Source organism: Actinophytocola sp. (genome assembly GCF_045807065.1).
Taxonomy (GTDB): Bacteria; Actinomycetota; Actinomycetes; order Mycobacteriales; family Pseudonocardiaceae; genus Actinophytocola.
The window spans coordinates 1-16,069 of the sequence record NZ_JBJMIE010000688.1 but is presented as its reverse complement, the minus strand read 5'-3'; the positions used below and the strand labels follow the sequence as shown (position 1 = coordinate 16,069).

Genomic DNA, 16,069 nt, shown 5'->3' with positions numbered 1-16,069 from the left:
GCCGAGGCCTTCAGCTCGGCGGTCTGCCGCGGTTCCAGCACCGGCGAGGAGGACTCCTCGATGATCTTCTGGTTGCGCCGCTGCACCGAGCAGTCGCGGACGCCGAGCGCCCACGCGGTGCCCTGGCCGTCCGCGATGACCTGCACCTCGACGTGCCGGGCGCCGGTGACCAGGCGCTCCAGGAACACGATGCCGCTGCCGAACGCGCGCGCGGCCTCCTGGCTGGTGCGCTCGTAGGCGTCCTCCAGCTCCTCCGCGCTGCGGATCACGCGGATGCCGCGCCCGCCGCCGCCCGCGGTCGCCTTGAGCATCAGCGGGTAGCCGATCCGCTCGGCGGCCTCCTTGGCGGCCTCGAGGGTCTCGACCGCGCCGCGGCTCCACGGCGCGACCGGCACACCGACCTCCTCGGCGATCAGCTTCGCGCCGATCTTGTCGCCGAGCTTGCGCATGGCGTCCGGGTTCGGCCCGACGAAGGTGACCCCGACCCGCTCGCACAGCTCCGCGAACGCCGGGTCCTCCGCGACGAAGCCCCAGCCGACCCAGGCCGCGTCCGCGCCGGTCTCCACCAGCGCGCGCTCCAGCACCTTCAGGTCGAGGTACGGGCGCGCGGACGCGGGACCCAGGTCGTAGGCGATGTCGGCCTCGCGCACGAACGTGGCCGTACGGTCGACGTCGGTGTGCAGGGCGATGGTTTCGATGTGCTGCGCGGTCTCCGCGGCCAATTCCCGAACGGCGTGGATGAGCCGCATGGCGGACTCTCCACGGTTGACGATGGCGATTCGACTGAACACTCGACCGGGCCCCTGCGTGTGAGTGGATGGTGACCCGCTGAGTGTATTGGCCGCGGTACTCGTCCCAGTTGAACATCGGTATAGCCCTGACCAAGTAGTGTGGCGGTACGCGCCAGTACCACGCCCGGGAGGGGACGGACGATGCAGAGGTTGGTCAAGCCGGTGGTGCGGTGGGGGGTGACGCACGGGCTGCCGAGGGCCGCGTTGCTCGTCGCCGCGCGGCGCGGTGACCTGCAGGCCCGGCTGTTCGTCGAGGGCGCCACGACGCCGACGCTGCGCCTGACCGGGCTGTTCGACGAGGTCCGGGCCGGCGGCCCGCTCTCGCGCGGCGCGTTCGGCTACCTGACCGCGAGCCACGCGGTGGTGCGGGAGGTGCTGGGCGGCAACGACTTCCGCACCGGCATCGGGCCGGCCGCCGGGGTCTGGGGCCGGCTGGCCCAGTGGTCGGCGGCCGAGTACCTGCACCCCATGGCGCCGCCGTCGCTGCTGGTCACCGAGCCGCCGGACCACACCCGCTACCGCAAGCTCGTCACGCGCGTGTTCACCGTGCGGGCGGTGGAGAACCTGCGCGGGCGCACCGAGGAGATCGCGCACGAGCTGCTGGACGCCCTCGACCCCGCCGGCCCGGTCGACCTGGTCGAGGCGTACTGCGGGCTGCTGCCGGTGACGGTGATCGCGGAGATCCTGGGCGTGCCCCCGGCCCAGCGCCAGCGGGTGCTCACGCTGGGGACGGCGGCGGCGCCGAGCCTCGACATGGGGTTGCCGTGGCGGCGGTTCCGGCGGGTGCACACGGCGCTGGCGGCGTTCGACCGGTGGTTGGGCGAGCACCTGGAGCACCTGCGCGCCCAGCCGGGTGACAACCTCCTGAGCCAGCTCGTCGCGGCCCGCGAGGACGGCGTCGGGCTGACCGACCTCGAGCTGCGTGCGACCGCGGGCCTGGTGCTGGCGGCCGGCTTCGAGACGACGGTGAACCTGCTCGGCAACGGGATCGCCCTGCTGCACGACAACCCCGACCAGCTGGCGGCGCTGCGTGCCGAGCCGTCGCGGTGGGCGAACGCGGTGGAGGAGGTCCTCCGGGTCGACCCGCCGGTCCTGCTCACCGGCCGGATGAGCGCGCGGGACACGGAGGTGGCGGGTGTGCCGGTGCCGGCGGGTGCCCTGGTGACCACGATCCTCGCCGGCGCGAACCACGACCCCGCGGTGTTCGCGGACCCGGACCGGTTCGACGTGCGGCGGACCAACGCGCGTGAGCACATCGCGTTCTCGGCGGGCCGCCACTACTGCCTCGGGGCGGCGCTGGCGCGGATGGAGGGCGAGGTGGGCCTGCGGGTCCTGTTCGACCGCTTCCCGAACCTCCGGCTGACGCCCGGTGCCACCCACCGCGACACCCGGATCCTGCGCGGCTACGACCGGCTGCCGGCTCTGCTGGGCTGACCCCGTCAGCCCACGCTCTGCCGGTCGGGCTCGATGAGCGCGACGACCCGCTCCTGGTCACGCGAGTAGGGGCCGCCGATGTACTTCGCCGCTATCCGGTCGACGACCTCCCACGCGGTGTCACCCTCGAGCCACTCGACGACCCGGCCGCGGATGACGACGGGCTGGAACGGGTTGTCCGGCGGCGTCAGGGAGAGCGCGACACGCGGGTCGCGGCGCAGGTTGCGGGCCTTGCGCGAGTCCGGGCCGGTGAGGATCGCGATGTGGTCGCCGTGGGTGCCGACCCAGAGCGGCACGGAGTGCGGGGCGCCGTCGGGGAGCACGGTGGCGAGGTGGGCGATGGGGGTGCCGTCGATGACACGGCGCACGTCGGGGTTGAGCATCGTTGCGTCTCCTAGCGTTCGATCTCGTAGTGGAGGTGGGTGACACCGGGTGCCGGGACGGCCTCGACGAGGCGCAGGCGCACGTGCCCGGGGAGCGACCGGAAGAAGGGGCGACCGCCGCCGAGCAGGACCGGCACCTGGTGGAGCACCACCTCGTCGACGAGCCCGGCCGCCAGCGCCGAGGCCAGGACGCCGCCACCCATGAGGCCGACGTCCTTGCCGCCGGCGACCTCCTTCGCGGCCGCCACCGCGTCCTCGATCCCCGTGGTCACGAGGGTCTGCGCCGCGGTGATCGCCGGCGCGGGCCGGTGGCTGAGGATGACCGCCGGTGCCGTCGGGTGCGGGCTGCCGCCGCCGAAGTGGCCGGCGTCCTCGTAGGTGTTGCGCCCGGTCACGACGGCGCCGACCCGTCCGGCGAGGGCGTCGAAGACGCGGGCGCTGGGTGCGCTGAGCGCGAACCCGCCGAACGCCTCGCTGGGCGTGTCGCCCGTGAAGTACCAGTCGAAGAGCACGCCTCCGTCGCCGAGCCCGCGTCCCGGGCCGGAGTCCCGTCCGGTGATGTAGCCGTCGACCGAGACCGCGTGGGCGCTGAAGACCTTGCTCATTCGTCCGCTCCCTGTGAGTTCCTTCAAGAGACTCCATGACCGTAGCAGGTGGAGTTTCCTCAGGGAACCCCAAGGGTTAGGATCGGTCGTATGCAACGCACGAGTTTCGGCGAGATGGCGTGCTCCATCGCCCGCACGCTCGACGTCATCGGCGAGCCCTGGTCACCACTGGTCCTGCGGGACGTGTGGGTGGGGTTCAGCAGGTTCGAGCAGATCCAGGCCGACCTCGGCATCTCGCGCAAGGTCCTGACCGAGCGGCTGAACCACCTCGTCGAACGGGGTGTCATCGAACGCCGGCCCTACGACCGGCGGCCGAGGTACGAGTACGTCCTGACGGAGAAGGGTCTCCAACTGGTCGACCTGCTCATGGTCATGGCCGGCTGGGGCGACAGGTGGCTCGCGGGCGAGGCCGGCCCGCCGGTCCTCTACCGCCACCACGCCTGCGGCCAGATCAGCGACGTCGACCTCCGCTGCACCCACTGCGGCGAACCCATGCACGCCCGCGACGTCGACCCGTTGCCCGGTCCGGGCGCGGCCGTGTGAGCGCGTTCCCTTCCCGGCCGCCAGCGGCTACCTTCTGACTAGAACGCGTTCTAGTTGAGGTGGTGTCGATGAGGTTCGGGGTCGTGCTGTTCACCAGTGATCGGGGGATCGCGCCGGCCGCGTGTGCCAGGGCGGCCGAGGACGCCGGCTTCTACTCCTTCTACGTCCCCGAGCACACGCACATCCCCGTGCGCCGGGAGGCGGCGCATCCCCGGACCGGCGGCGCGGACCTGCCCGACGACCGCTACCTGCGCACCCTCGATCCCTGGGTGTCGCTCGGGATGGCGGCCGCGGTCACCTCGACGATCCGGTTGGGGACGGCCGTCGCGCTGCCCGTGGAGTCCGATCCGATCACGCTGGCCAAGACGGTCGCCACCCTGGACTTCCTCTCCGGGGGGCGGGTCACGCTCGGGGCCGGGTTCGGGTGGAACACCGACGAGCTGGCCGACCACGGCATTCCCGGCGGGTTCCGGTACACCGCGCTGCGTGAGTACGTCGAGGCGATGCGTGCCCTGTGGACCGAGGACGTCGCCGCCTACGACGGGCGGTTCGTCTCCTTCGGCGCCAGCTGGGCCTACCCCAAGCCCCGTCAGCCGCACCTCCCGGTCCTGGTCGGGGCGGGTGGCACCGAGCGGACGTTCGCCTGGATCGCGGCCAACGCCGACGGGTGGCTCACCACCCCGCGCGACATCGACATCACCGACCAGGTCAACCTCCTGAACAAGCACTGGGCCGAGGCCGGCCGCGACGGCAGGCCCTACGTCGTCGCCCTGGGCGGGCGGGCCGATCCGCAGCGGGTGGAGCGCCTCGCCGCGCTCGGGGTGGACGAGATCCTCATCGGCGTGCCCGACGCGGACGAGGACACGGCACTGGCGTTCATCGCCAAGATGGGTGGCCGGCTGCAGCCGTAGGTTCTCCCGCCAGCCCAGCGGCCGGGCGCGCGCACCCCTACGCTCGGGGGCATGGTCCGTCGCTTCGTGTTGGTGTTCCTCGGGGCGGCGGCGGTCTGCCTCGTGCCGTGGATCGTCTACCTCGCGCACACGCTGCCCGACCGCCACGATGCCGGGCAGTGGCGGGTGGCGTGGGTGGGATTCGACGTCGCGTTGGTGGGGTGCTTCGCCGGGGCCGCGTGGCTCGGGTCGCGGCGGCGGCGCGCCGCGGTGCCGTTGCTCGCCGCGACGGCCGCGCTGCTGTGCTGTGACGCCTGGTTCGACGTGTTGCTCGACTGGACCTCGGCCGATCGGTGGACCAGTGTCGCGCTCGCCGCGTTCGCGGAGGTGCCGATCGCGGTCGCGTTGCTCGTCGCGGCACGGCGGTTGCTCACCGGGGAGATGCGGCACCGGGACCTGACCATCCGGGACATCGAGGTGCAAGACGACCCGCTGTACCAACGGCTGCTGCGGGTCTCCGCCACGACCGAGGAGCTGGCCCGCGCCGGCGTCGCCGACGTCGAGGAGTGTCTCGGGCGGCTGGCGGCGGACGGGTTCGTCCGGCGCCAGCGCGACGGCCGGTGGGTCGGACTCCCGCAGTCCCTGCGCGAGCCGCGGCCGGACGACTTCGGTGAACCGCACCGCACACGCGTGGCCGCCTACCTCGACCAGCTGTACCACCGCGAGCTGGCGCTTCTGTCCTGGGCCACCGCGCACCGCGCCGAGTTCGGGCCCTGGAGCCGCGCGCAGCGGGCCTCCGCCCGGCTCACCGAGTCCGAGCTGCGCGCGTTCGAGGCCGAGTACCTGGAGCTGCTCACCCGGTACGTCCGCCTCCGCAGCGGCCCCGCGCCGGGCGTGCGGCGGTTGGCCGTCCGCTTCTACGCGTTCCCCAGCCCGTAGGCGCGGATCGCGGGAACGGACGCGCGGGAACGGACGCGCGGGGTCAGATACGTGTGACCGCCGGATGCGCACCACGCCGATCGCGGGCGAAACCGCGGACGGCTTCGCCGCGATCGGCGTGGTGCCTCCTTCACCCGGGAGCGGTCAGAACGTGAACGCCTGCAGCTCGGCGATCCGCACGGTCTGCGCCACCGTGGGGTTGCCCGTCGTGCAGTCGCTCGTCGAGCGCGGGTCGTTGTCCTGGTCGCCTGCGTAGTCCGGGCCGCCCGTGCACTGGTTCGCGACCACCCGGATCATCAGGTGGGTGGCCACCGTCGGCGCGATCCGGAACGACCGCGTCGACAGGTCGGGTGCCGTCGGCCGCGGCACGTCCGCCGGGAACGCGTTGCGGGGACTGGTGAACACGCGCCGGTAGTTCGCCGGGTTCGCGCAGTCGGTGCCCCGTGCCGCGTCACAGGAAAGGACCTCGAACTGCCGCAGCGCCGTGAACCGGTTCTGCGTGCCGGGATCGGGGTCCCCGGTGATCGCCGGGCGCAGGTAGGCACTCACCTGGACCCGCGTCACGAGCTGCGGGTGGTCGCCCGCGAGGTCCACCGTGACGCTCTTGCCGGCCACGGGGGACCCGACCGACGCCCAGTTCGTGGCCTCGGTGTCGTCGATCAGCCTGTTCAGGTTCACGCCGTCTCCGCTGGCGGTCGCGCCCTGTCCCTGCGAGGCCAGGTTGGTCTGCAGCAGCGGCCGCACCGCGGCGTGCTCGCCGGCCCGGAACGAACGCTGGAACCGGCTGCTGCCGAACCCGTCCGCCACGACCACGAACGAGTACCTGCCCGGCGCGATCTCCACCGTGTCGGGCAGCGGGGTGCTCGGGTCGGTGTCGGCGATCGGCACCGCGCGGGCCTCGTAGTCGCCGACGTAGAGCCGGGCCGGCGCACGGGACCCGGTGGGGGCGAACCGGAGCGTCGCGTTGTGGCCGGACGCGGACGCGAAGCTCGGCGTCGGGTCCGGGTCGTTCGGCCCGGCGCTCGTCGCGTCCCGGCCGAGGCCGTTCTGGGCGAACGCGTCCTGCAGCAGCGCCACGTCCGCGCCGCCGTAGCGGACCTCGTTGGCCGCGAGGATGGCGTCGCGCATGTCGACGAAGCTCACCGCGCCGGAGGCGCTCAGCAGCAGCGCGTCGAACGACTGCTGTACCCAGCGCCGGTTGCCGGGGCACTGCTCGACCGGCACCTTGCCGTCGGCGCAGGCCCGCTGCAGGGCCGGGGTGCCGAGGCCGTACCGGTCGACCATGGCCTGGCGGAGGTCGAAGTTGACGGCGTTCCAGATCTCGCCGTCGGCGTGCACCTCCGCGCCGACGATGTCGAAGCCGACGTCGCTGTAGTTGAGCGGGTTCCTGCTCAGGTCGTAGTCGCGGATGCCCGCCTTCAGGTCGCCGGTGACGTACCCGCCCGTGACGTACGGCGTGTCACCGCGCGGCCGGAACCCGTACTCGTACAGGTACTCCATGGCGTACTGGTCGGAGGTCGACTCGTTCATCGCGCCGGCCTGCGCACCCGACCAGCCGAGGTCCGGGCCCGCGATGAGCCGGCCGCTGATCGCGTGGGAGTACTCGTGCCCGATCACCGTCATGTCGTAGTCGCCGTCGACGCACGGCGGGTAGAAGCCGCCCGGCGTCGGCTGCCACAGGTACATGTTCGTGGTCGGCGGCACGCCGTCCGGCGGGGTGATCTGGTTGGCGTTGTTGCGGGACGCGAAGTCCGGCGGCGCGCCACCGGCCCGGCCGCCCGCCTGGGCGTTGCCGCGCTCCGCGTCGCCGCCCAGCCCGCCGTTCGTGCCGTTGGACGCCTGCATGTTCCAGGTGTCCTCGGTGAAGCCGAGGAAGTAGGACCAGTCGTGCATCCGGTTGTGCATGGCGAACAGATTGGTCAGCGCGGCGTCGATGTCGTTCTGCTGCGCGGTGGCGAAGACCGCGGGGTCGCACTTGGTCTGGTGCCACTGGTTCGTCCACGGGTAGGTGTACTCGCGGGTGGGGCTGGGCGTCGCGGTCCTGGTGCCGACCGTGCCGCTGGCCAGGTCGTCCCACTTCTGGGTGGCCTTCTCGGCGTTGCCGGCGGAGGTCAGGCTCGGGGCGCCCGTGGCCGGGTCGATGTCCCAGGCGAGGCCGCCGTCCGCGGTGCGGACCGTGCGGACGCAGCCCCGCTCCGCGGTGAGGCACCAGCGCTGCCGGCTGTCGCGCGAGGAGTAGTCGGCCGGCGGGTTCGCGGGGAAGACGTCCCACTCGGGGTTGTCGGTGTCGTGGTCGACGAGGTCCTCGCGGAGCAGCACCGCACCGGTGCGGGCGTCGACGTAGGTGGTGTAGCCGGTGTCCTGGCCGGCCACGAGGACGACCTGGTAGGCGCTGCGCGGTGCCGCGCCGGGCATGGGAACCGCGCCCAGCCGGACACGGGTGGTGCCCAGGGCGCTCTCCGGGATGCCGGCGTCGGCCGCGGCCGCGGTGAGGGCCGCTTCCGGGGCGATGGTGGGCTGTTCCGGCGCCTTGCGCTCCGGGCTGATGGTCGAGCTGAGGTAGACGACGCCGCCGTCGCGGATGCCGACGGCGGCGAGCCCGTCGACGATCGAGGGCAGGTCGCCGAACCGCTGGCGCAGCAGGACGTAGGCACCCTGGCCCATCGGCCGGCTCACCAGCACGTCCATCTCGCCGACGCCGGCGGCCGAGAGGCCGAACGCCTCGCGGTTGTCGGTGAGGAAGCTCCGCGCGATCGCGACGGGATCGGCCGCGGCGTCGCGCCGCTGGCGGTCGGTGCGGGGCAGGAGCGTCCCGGGCGTGCCGTACCTGTTCCACCGGACCGTCGTGCTGCTCTGCCCGGCGAGCGCGCGCTGCCGCTCCGATGGTTGCGCGGCACCGCCCCGGTTGTCGACGTCGCGCGACGGTGTCGCCTGGTCCTGACCGGCGGGGTCGGGCGCGGCGGGGGCGCCGGAGGCGGTGCCGATGGTGAGTGAGCAGGTCAGGACGGTTGTGGTGACGAGCGCGAATGTTCTTCGGAGATGGTGTCTCCGCATCTGTCCACGCCTTTCGTTGCAGGGAAGGAACGGTGAACGTCCTCAGCCTTCCCTCGCACGGCGCGGAAAGATAGGTCCGATCGAGAAGTCCGCGGCAGGCGGCGCAGCACGGTCGGCGTGATCTTGCGGTACGCCTTGGGGTTCACCGGGTTCAGCCAGTGCGCGGCCCGGACGGCGGCGGGGATGTTGACGTCGAGGTCGCCCAGCACCTCATCGACGTTGTGCATCGAGAACGGGATGATCTTCGTGCCGCGGCAGTGGTGCGCGTCGGTGGCCTCGTCCATGAAAGCCAACTGCGCCACCACCGCCTGGCGCATGGTGTCCTCGTCCGGCAGCGGCAGGGCACCGGCGAGGTCGGCCGCGATCCACACCGCCGCCATCTCCGCGTTGAGCGGGCTGAAGAACGACGAGTTGTACCCGTTGAAGTACAGGCCCGGCACGCCGACCGGCCGGATCTGCCGGTACAGCAGGAAGTTGCCGCGCTCGTCGAGCAGCCGCTCCTGGACCTCGGCCGACAGGAACGGCACGCCCTGGGTGAAGCCGGTCGCGCACACGACGAGGTCGGCCGGCAGCCGGCTGCCGTCGCTCAGCTCCGCGTACGGGCGGCCGTCCGCGAGCAGGCGGGTGATGGTGGTGTCGCGGTGCACGGTGATGCTCCCGGCGGCGACGCCCTCGAAGAACCCTTCCGTGGCAAGGCCGATCGCGCCGCGGACGATGTCCTCCATGCGACCGGCCGGGACCAGGCCCAGCCGGCGCAAGCCGAACTGCCGCACCGAGACCGCGCCGATGGAGTTGATCATGTCGCGGCGCAGGCGGTTCCCCGGGCCGTGCAGGAACCGCTCGAACCCGCGCGGACGCAGGTAGCGGAACAGCGCCTCGCCCATCCTGGTCAGCAGCAGCATCTTGAAGTTCAGGAACCCGCCGACCTTGCGCGGCACCTTCCACAGCGCCTGCCGGGCGATCACGTCGGTGCTCGCCGCGACCGCGCTGACCGGCACCGTCACGTCGCACGCCGACTTGCCGTAGCCGACCACCAGCACGTGCCTGCCGCGTGCCTCGCCCGCGTTGTGGAACTCCGTGCCGGCGCACAGCCGCCCGCCCGCCGCGGTGAACTCGGCCAGTCCCGGGTAGGACGGGACCGCGGGCTCGCAGAACACGCCGTTGGCCACCACGAGCCGGTCGAACCGCTCGGTGGTGCCGGCGGCCTCGACCGCCCAGCCGCCGTCGCTCGTCGGGGTGGCCGCGGTGACCTCGGTGCCCAGCCGCAGCACGCGGTCGACGCCGAACTCCGTGGCGTAGGCGAGGAGGTAGTCCTGGACCTGCGCACCCGTCGGCCACTCCGGGAAGTCCTTCGGCATCGGGAAGTCCGAGAGCGAGTACTGCGCCTTCGGGCTCTGCGTGGTCAGGCCGGGGTAGCGGCGCGTGCCGCTCCACACCCCGCCGACGTCGGGTGCCTTCTCGTACACGAGGACGTCGTGGCCGGCCTGCAGCAGGACCTTGGCGGTGGCGAGGCCGGCCACGCCCGCCCCGATGATCGCGACGCGCACGGTCAGCTCACCTCGGGCGGCAGCCGCAGCTCGATGCCGAAGTCGGCCATGATCTTCCTCATGACGCCGATGTCCTTGGGGCCGGGCGGCAGGTCGGCCAGCGCCTGGTAGTACCGCTCCAGCCCGGCCGGCGAGACGACGGAGATCACGCGCGACTCCTCGGCGTAGGGGTTGCGGAACGCGTGGATCACCTCGCGCGGCAGGAACATGTAGTCCCCGTGCTCCATGGTGAAGTCCTCGCCGCCGAGGTGGACGTCCAGCCGCCCCGACAGGCAGATGAACGACTCGTCCTCCCGCGTGTGCACGTGCGGGGGCGGGCCGTCGGTCTCCGGCGGGATGGCGTACTCGAACAGCGAGTACGCGTCCTGGGTCGACTTGCCGTCGGTCTTGAGCGTGATGCCGAGCCCGATCGCGGCGATCTGATGGCCGTCGCGTGAGGGGAGCAGGTATCCGCCGCCAAGAGTCATCGTCGTCTCCGTTCGCCTTCGGGGGCGAGCACAGAGTGGGCTCGACGGCACACAACCGCAAACCTCGGTCCCGCTCACCGGGACTAGCGGCGGGTGGAGTAGGCGCGGGAGGCCGCGGCTGCGGCCAGGCGGACGGCCGGACCGATGCGGTCCGCCTTCACCATGCCGGTCGGGCCGGTGACCGACAAGGCCGCCACCACCTCACCCAGCGGGCCGAAGATGGGGCTGGCCACGCAGCTGACGCCGATGTTGCCCTCCTCCCGTTCCAGCGCCCACCCGCGGTCCGGGACGGCGGCCAGCTCGCGCCGCACGGCGACGGGGTTGGTGAGCGTGCGGGGTGTGCGCCGCGGCAGGTCGGTCTCCAGGACGCGGTCGACGACCTCCGGGGCGCAGTAGGCGAGGATCGCGCGGCCCAGCGCGGAGCAGTACGCGGGGACCGTGCCGCCGACCTGGGACAGCATCGGCATCGGCCGGTGCCCGGTGATCTTCTCCACGACCAGGATCTGCGTGCCGTCGAGGACGCCGAGCTGCACCGTCGTCTTGGCCGCGTGGTACAGGTCCTGCAGGAACGGCAGCACCGCCTCGCGCAGCTCGTGCCGGATCGGCGCCAGGCCGGACAGCTCGAACAGGCGGTTGCCGATCCGGTACCGGTCCTTGGGCTTGTCCAGCCACCCCAACCGGATCATCTTCTCGGCGGTGCGGTGCGTGGTCGACCGCGGCAGTCCGCTGCGCAGCACCAGGGTGGCCAGCGTCAGCTCCCGGTGCGCGGCGTCGAACGCGGAGAGGATCGCGGCGGCGCGGTCGAGCCCACCCGTCGCGCCGTCCCGCTCAGCGGGACTCATCGTTGGCTCGGCGGAGTCATGGCCGCCAGGCTAACCCCATGGCCAGCAGGACCGCACTCATCGGTGGTGGCGCCACCGGCATCGGGTACGCGACGGCCGAGGCGCTCGCGTGGACCGGCTACCGGGTCGTGATCACCGGTCGCCGGGCGGAGCCGCTGGACGCCGCGGCCGCGCGGCTGCGCGACGACACCGGCGCGGAGGTCCGGTCCCTGGTGCAGGACATGGCCGACCCGGACCTCGCCGGGCTGCCCCCCACCGACGTCCTGGTCCTCAACGCCGGCGGTCCGCCGCCCGGACGGATCCTGGACGTGCCGGAGGAGGTGTGGCGGGACGTGACCGACCTGCTCCTGCTGGGACCGCTGCGGCTGGCCCGCCACGCGTTGCCGCGGATGGCCGAGCGGGGGTTCGGGCGCGTGGTGTTCGTGACGTCGACGGCCGTGCGGCAACCGCAACCCGACCTCGCCACGTCGGTCGTGCTGCGCTCGGCCGTCACCGCGGCCGCGAAGCTGCTGTCGCTGGAGCACGCGGACCGGGGGGTGACGGTCAACTGCGTCGCGCCCGGTGCCACGGACACCCGGCGCCGCCGGGAGATCCTGGCCGGCCGCCCCGGTGACGCGCAGCGGCGCGACCTGGAGACGATCCCGGCCGGGCGGGCAGGGCGCCCGGAGGAGATCGGCGCGGCCGGGGCCTTCCTGGCCTCGGCCGCCGCCAGCTACGTGAACGGGACCGTGCTCACGGTCGACGGCGGCAGGACGGAGACGATCTGATGGCACAGTCCGGGCCCGACTTCAGCGTGACCGAGTTCCTCGGCGCGCTCTCCGACACCGTGCGGCCGAGCACGGCGCGGCCGATCGTCGTGCGGGCCGGCGAGCTGGAGACGCTGCCGGCCGACCAGGTGCACAACCCGACGACGCTGTCGATCGCGGGCCGGCTGCCCACGGCGACGTTCGAGATCTTCCGGCAGACGATCCCACCCGGCGAGAGCTCGGACATGCAGCGCCACCACCACGAGACCGTGCACTACGTGATCGCGGGCACCGGGCACAGCGAGGTCGAGGACGAGACCGGGTCCTGGTCGACCGGCGACTTCGTCTACACCCCGCCGTGGACCTGGCACCGCCACTACAACGACTCCACCGAGGAGCCGGTCGAGTTCCTCACCATCGAGAACTCCCGCCTGCTCGGCCTGCTGGGTGTCGGGCGGCGGCAGAGCGCCGGGCTGGTGACCGTCGAGCAGGCACGGGCCCGCTTCGAGGAGGAGACGACGTGAGCGGCGTGACCGTATGGGCGGAGCTGTGGGATACCGACCACGAACTGTCCCATGTGGACGTCGCCGGCGTGCGGACGCGGGTGCTGCGCGCCGGTTGCGGGCCGGACCTGATCCTGCTGCACGGCACCGGCGGACACCTGGAGGCCTACGCCCGTGACATCGCCGGGCTCGCGGCGGACTTCCGGGTGACGGTCTACGACATGGTCGGCCACGGCTGGTCGGCGCTGCCGGACCGGCCCTACACGGTCGACGTGCTCGCCGATCACCTGGTCGGGCTGATGGACGCGCTGGGGATCGCCTCGGCGCACCTGTCCGGGGAGTCCCTGGGTGGCTGGGTAGTCGCGTGGACCGCCGCGCACCACCCGGACCGGGTCGACCGGCTGGTGCTCAACACGCCCGGCAACATCGCCAACAAGCCCGAGGTGATGGCCAGGGTGCGGGACAGCACGATGGCCGCGGTGCTGGACCCGAGCGCGGCGACGGTGCGGCCGAGGGTGGAGTTCCTGTTCCACCACAAGGAGATGGTGACCGACGAGCTGGTGGACCTGCGCCGGGCGATCTACTCGCGGCCGGGCTTCGTCCAGGCGATCACCAACACGCTCGTGCTGCAGGACCCCGCGGTGCGCGGGGACTTCGCCTGGGAACCGGGCTGGGTCGGCAGGATCACCGCGCCGACGCTGTTGCTGTGGACCGAACACGACCCGACCGGCGGCCTCGACGAGGCGGCGTTGCTGCTGGGCTGGCTGCCCGACGCCCAGCTGCACGTGATCGCGGACGCCGGTCACTGGCCGCAGTGGGAGAAGGTCGACGAGTTCCTGCGTTGCCACCGGAACTTCCTGCTGGCGGAACGGAACGGCCGTGGCTGAGATCGTCGGGTTCGTCGCGATGTCGCACTCGCCGTTCGCGACCCTGCTGCCGCCGGCGGACCCGTCCGGCCCCGGCGGCGTGTTCCTCGCCGACGCCGAACGCGTGGCGAAGGCCGTGCGGAGGCTGGCACCGGACGCGGCCGTGGTCATCGGTCCGGACCACTTCCACGCCCATTTCTACGACGTGATGCCGCCATTCGTCCTGGGTGTCGAGGAGGCCGTGGGCTTCGGCGACTTCGGCAGCCGTGCCGGCCCGCTGCCGGTCGCGACGGACCTGGCCTGGTCGATCCGCGACGGCGTCGCCGAGGCGGGGTTCGACCTGTCGCTGTCGTACTCGCTGACCGTCGACCACGGCGTCGTGCAGAGCTACGAGATGGCGTGCGGGAGTGAGCTCCCCGAGATCCCGCTGGTGCCGCTGGTCGTCAACACGGCGGCGCCGCCCCTGCCCGGCCTGGCCCGCTGCGTCGAGCTGGGACGGGCCCTCGGCGAGGCGATCCGCGGCGCCGCCTTCCCCGGCCGGGTCCTGGTGGTGGCCAGCGGCGGCCTGTCGCACTGGCTGCCGTCGAACGACCCGCGCGACCCGTCGGTGGTGGGGGAGCGGCGGGCGGCGATGATCCACGGCCGCAAGGACGCCCGCGCGTTCGCCGCGGCCCGCGAGCCACGCGTGCGTGCCATGGGCGGCAACCACGACACCCGCGTCAACGCCGAGTGGGACGCGTGGTTCCTCCGCCAGCTCGCCACCCCGGACCTGGGGCCGGTCGTCGCCCTCGGCCACGAGGGTCTCGAGGCCCTCACCGGCACCGGCGGGCACGAGATCCGCACGTGGCTGATCGGCCACGCGGCCACCGCCACCCCGTTCACCTGGACCAGCTACGAGCCCGTCCCCGAGTGGATCACCGGCATGGGCATCGGCACCACCTTCGACGTGGACTGAACCGGCGCACCCCACCGGTGCGGATCTGGTCCAGGTTCCGTCCAGGTGCGGCGGGCATCCTTCGCACCGATGCGAATCTTCGTGAACTACCGAACCAGGGACGAGGCCGGTGCGGCGCAGCTCGTCTACCGCCACCTGTCCGAGCGGATCGGCAAGCGGAACGTCTTCCTGGACGCCCAGTCCATCGAACCCGGCACGCTGTTCGACGACGAGCTGCTGAAGAACGTGTGGCGCAGCGACGTCATGGTGTCGATCATCGGTGAGCGCTGGCTCGACTTCCGGCAGCCGGCGGGCGGCCGGGCGATCGACGACCCGCGGGACTGGATCCACAAGGAGATCCTCGAGGCACTCACCCATCGGGTCCGGGTCGTGCCGCTGCTGGTCGGGGCCGCGCGACTGCCCGGGAAGGACGACCTACCCCCGCCACTGCGGGATCTGGTGCGCCACCAGTACGTGGCGATGGACCCCCGGATGCCGGAGGCCGCGTTCGCCCGCCTCGACGAGGTGCTCGACCTGCCCTCGCCCGCCCAGCACGGGGACGAGGGCGAGCCCCGGGCGCGTGCTCGCCAGTCGGGCGGGATCGGGGTGGCCAAGGGACACGACAACATCAACGTCACCGACGCACGCGGCCCGGTGCACATCGGCGACCGGATCGATCGCCGCAAGGGCAAGCGGTGACCGCGCCCGACCCGCCGGACGACCGGGCGCCCGACACCTGGGCCGGCGACGACCGTGACAGCGACAGCGATGACTGGGCCCGTGACGACGGGGACGACTGGGAGGGTGCCGACCAGGACGCCGAGGATCCGGACGCAGGGGATCCGGATCCCGACGAACCCGTCGGCCAGGCCGGCGGGATCGGCACGGTCGGGGGACACCACAACGTCAGCGTCACCGACGCGAGCGGGCCGGTGCACATCGGCGACCGGGTGCGGTTGTACCTCCAGTCCGTCGCGGCCGAAGCGGGCACGGCGCGGCCGCCGCGGCTCGTGCCCGAGGACATCCTGACCGACCTCGACCGGCGGTTCGTCATGCCGCCGGGTTACGGCGATCTGGTGGCGCGCCTGCGGAATCCCGGTACGGTCGTCGTGGCGGGTGCGCCGGGGTGCGGCAGGCGTTCGGCCGCGCTCATGGTCCTGAAGGACTCGGGGGAGGGCGCGACCCGGTTCCGCGAGCTGCCGGACGACGACGCGGACGGCCGGTTCGTCCTCGACGCCGCCTGCGTCGAGCCCGGCGAACGGCTGCTGCTCGACCTGTCCACCGTCACGATCTCCCGAGAGATGCTCGGGAACCTGCGTGCCTACCGCGCCGCCGTCGCCGAGCGGCAGGCGTACCTCGCGGTCGTCCTGTCGGCGCGCGTCGAGTACGTCGCCGCCGAGATCGGCGTCGAGACCACGCTCGTCGCGCGACCCGACGGCCGCGCCGTGTTCCGCCGCCACCTGAGCGCTCTCGGCATCGAGGCGAGCGAGGAGCAGTTGGCGGACGGCGCACTCACGGCGCTCGT

At 72.7% G+C, this 16,069-nt stretch carries 17 protein-coding genes; 10 read left to right on the top strand and 7 right to left on the bottom strand.

Annotated features, from left to right (window positions below):
* Positions 1 to 791: biotin carboxylase N-terminal domain-containing protein (locus tag ACJ73U_RS40515; protein ID WP_407783090.1), on the bottom strand; the 791-nt coding region annotated here is incomplete at its 3' end.
* A gap of 141 nt (positions 792 to 932) precedes the next feature.
* Between ACJ73U_RS40515 and ACJ73U_RS40510 the strand changes: the two genes are divergently transcribed.
* A complete protein-coding gene (locus tag ACJ73U_RS40510) occupies positions 933 to 2,225 on the top strand; it encodes a cytochrome P450 (RefSeq protein ID WP_407783089.1) in 1,293 nt (430 codons plus the stop codon).
* A gap of 5 nt (positions 2,226 to 2,230) precedes the next feature.
* On the opposite strand, the gene ACJ73U_RS40505 is transcribed toward ACJ73U_RS40510, so the two are convergent.
* Together ACJ73U_RS40505 and ACJ73U_RS40500 are read right to left on the bottom strand one after the other, a co-directional pair.
* Positions 2,231 to 2,608, bottom strand: coding sequence for a PPOX class F420-dependent oxidoreductase (locus tag ACJ73U_RS40505; RefSeq protein WP_407783088.1), 378 nt, complete (start codon positions 2,606 to 2,608; stop codon positions 2,231 to 2,233).
* A gap of 11 nt (positions 2,609 to 2,619) precedes the next feature.
* Positions 2,620 to 3,213, bottom strand: a complete 594-nt coding sequence (locus tag ACJ73U_RS40500; protein ID WP_407783087.1) for a dihydrofolate reductase family protein — start codon at positions 3,211 to 3,213, stop codon at positions 2,620 to 2,622.
* A 90-nt stretch (positions 3,214 to 3,303) separates the two neighbouring features.
* Here ACJ73U_RS40500 and ACJ73U_RS40495 point away from each other — a divergent pair, with 90 nt between their 5' ends.
* The 3 genes from ACJ73U_RS40495 to ACJ73U_RS40485 all read left to right on the top strand — a co-directional run bounded on the left by ACJ73U_RS40495 (position 3,304) and on the right by ACJ73U_RS40485 (position 5,585).
* Positions 3,304 to 3,756 (top strand): winged helix-turn-helix transcriptional regulator, encoded by a 453-nt coding sequence (locus tag ACJ73U_RS40495; RefSeq protein ID WP_407783086.1) that lies wholly within the window; start codon positions 3,304 to 3,306, stop codon positions 3,754 to 3,756.
* Between the two features lie 68 nt (positions 3,757 to 3,824).
* Positions 3,825 to 4,667, top strand: a complete 843-nt coding sequence (locus ACJ73U_RS40490) for an LLM class F420-dependent oxidoreductase (RefSeq protein WP_407783085.1) — start codon at positions 3,825 to 3,827, stop codon at positions 4,665 to 4,667.
* Between the two features lie 51 nt (positions 4,668 to 4,718).
* Entirely contained in the window at positions 4,719 to 5,585 is an 867-nt protein-coding gene (locus ACJ73U_RS40485; protein WP_407783084.1) for a hypothetical protein, read from the top strand.
* Positions 5,586 to 5,729: 144 nt separating this feature from the next.
* On the opposite strand, the gene ACJ73U_RS40480 is transcribed toward ACJ73U_RS40485, so the two are convergent.
* The 4 genes from ACJ73U_RS40480 to ACJ73U_RS40465 all read right to left on the bottom strand — a co-directional run bounded on the left by ACJ73U_RS40480 (position 5,730) and on the right by ACJ73U_RS40465 (position 11,495).
* Positions 5,730 to 8,639 carry a M36 family metallopeptidase gene (locus ACJ73U_RS40480; protein WP_407783083.1) on the bottom strand — a complete coding sequence of 970 codons (2,910 nt, stop codon included), beginning with the start codon at positions 8,637 to 8,639 and terminating at the stop codon, positions 5,730 to 5,732.
* On the bottom strand, positions 8,585 to 10,186 hold the full coding sequence (locus ACJ73U_RS40475) for a flavin-containing monooxygenase (RefSeq protein ID WP_407783082.1): 1,602 nt from the start codon (positions 10,184 to 10,186) through the stop codon (positions 8,585 to 8,587). The genes ACJ73U_RS40480 and ACJ73U_RS40475 overlap by 55 nt, the downstream gene beginning before the upstream one ends.
* 2 nt (positions 10,187 to 10,188) lie before the next feature.
* Positions 10,189 to 10,653, bottom strand: a complete 465-nt coding sequence (locus ACJ73U_RS40470; protein WP_407783081.1) for a cupin domain-containing protein — start codon at positions 10,651 to 10,653, stop codon at positions 10,189 to 10,191.
* An 83-nt stretch (positions 10,654 to 10,736) separates the two neighbouring features.
* Positions 10,737 to 11,495 (bottom strand): IclR family transcriptional regulator, encoded by a 759-nt coding sequence (locus ACJ73U_RS40465; protein WP_407783080.1) that lies wholly within the window; start codon positions 11,493 to 11,495, stop codon positions 10,737 to 10,739.
* 38 nt (positions 11,496 to 11,533) lie between these two features.
* Here ACJ73U_RS40465 and ACJ73U_RS40460 point away from each other — a divergent pair, with 38 nt between their 5' ends.
* From ACJ73U_RS40460 to ACJ73U_RS40435, 6 genes are all read left to right on the top strand, one after another.
* Positions 11,534 to 12,262, top strand: coding sequence for an SDR family NAD(P)-dependent oxidoreductase (locus ACJ73U_RS40460; RefSeq protein ID WP_407783079.1), 729 nt, complete (start codon positions 11,534 to 11,536; stop codon positions 12,260 to 12,262).
* Entirely contained in the window at positions 12,262 to 12,765 is a 504-nt protein-coding gene (locus ACJ73U_RS40455; protein ID WP_407783078.1) for a cupin domain-containing protein, read from the top strand. The genes ACJ73U_RS40460 and ACJ73U_RS40455 overlap by 1 nt, the downstream gene beginning before the upstream one ends.
* Positions 12,762 to 13,631 carry an alpha/beta fold hydrolase gene (locus ACJ73U_RS40450; RefSeq protein WP_407783077.1) on the top strand — a complete coding sequence of 290 codons (870 nt, stop codon included), beginning with the start codon at positions 12,762 to 12,764 and terminating at the stop codon, positions 13,629 to 13,631. Before ACJ73U_RS40455 ends, ACJ73U_RS40450 begins: the two co-directional genes overlap by 4 nt.
* Positions 13,624 to 14,565, top strand: coding sequence for a 2,3-dihydroxyphenylpropionate 1,2-dioxygenase (locus ACJ73U_RS40445; protein ID WP_407783076.1), 942 nt, complete (start codon positions 13,624 to 13,626; stop codon positions 14,563 to 14,565). Before ACJ73U_RS40450 ends, ACJ73U_RS40445 begins: the two co-directional genes overlap by 8 nt.
* A 69-nt stretch (positions 14,566 to 14,634) precedes the next feature.
* Positions 14,635 to 15,243, top strand: coding sequence for a toll/interleukin-1 receptor domain-containing protein (locus tag ACJ73U_RS40440; RefSeq protein WP_407783075.1), 609 nt, complete (start codon positions 14,635 to 14,637; stop codon positions 15,241 to 15,243).
* Positions 15,240 to 16,069 (top strand): hypothetical protein (locus ACJ73U_RS40435; RefSeq protein WP_407783074.1); only part of this gene is annotated, 830 nt, incomplete at its 3' end. The genes ACJ73U_RS40440 and ACJ73U_RS40435, both read left to right, overlap by 4 nt.

Coding starts and splice junctions, on each gene's coding strand:
- ACJ73U_RS40510 (WP_407783089.1), top strand. CDS start 933: ATGCAGAGGTTGGTCAAGCCGGTGGTGCGGTGGGGGGTGACGCACGGG.
- ACJ73U_RS40505 (WP_407783088.1), bottom strand. CDS start 2,608: ATGCTCAACCCCGACGTGCGCCGTGTCATCGACGGCACCCCCATCGCC.
- ACJ73U_RS40500 (WP_407783087.1), bottom strand. CDS start 3,213: ATGAGCAAGGTCTTCAGCGCCCACGCGGTCTCGGTCGACGGCTACATC.
- ACJ73U_RS40495 (WP_407783086.1), top strand. CDS start 3,304: ATGCAACGCACGAGTTTCGGCGAGATGGCGTGCTCCATCGCCCGCACG.
- ACJ73U_RS40490 (WP_407783085.1), top strand. CDS start 3,825: ATGAGGTTCGGGGTCGTGCTGTTCACCAGTGATCGGGGGATCGCGCCG.
- ACJ73U_RS40485 (WP_407783084.1), top strand. CDS start 4,719: ATGGTCCGTCGCTTCGTGTTGGTGTTCCTCGGGGCGGCGGCGGTCTGC.
- ACJ73U_RS40480 (WP_407783083.1), bottom strand. CDS start 8,639: ATGCGGAGACACCATCTCCGAAGAACATTCGCGCTCGTCACCACAACC.
- ACJ73U_RS40470 (WP_407783081.1), bottom strand. CDS start 10,653: ATGACTCTTGGCGGCGGATACCTGCTCCCCTCACGCGACGGCCATCAG.
- ACJ73U_RS40465 (WP_407783080.1), bottom strand. CDS start 11,495: ATGAGTCCCGCTGAGCGGGACGGCGCGACGGGTGGGCTCGACCGCGCC.
- ACJ73U_RS40460 (WP_407783079.1), top strand. CDS start 11,534: ATGGCCAGCAGGACCGCACTCATCGGTGGTGGCGCCACCGGCATCGGG.
- ACJ73U_RS40455 (WP_407783078.1), top strand. CDS start 12,262: ATGGCACAGTCCGGGCCCGACTTCAGCGTGACCGAGTTCCTCGGCGCG.
- ACJ73U_RS40440 (WP_407783075.1), top strand. CDS start 14,635: ATGCGAATCTTCGTGAACTACCGAACCAGGGACGAGGCCGGTGCGGCG.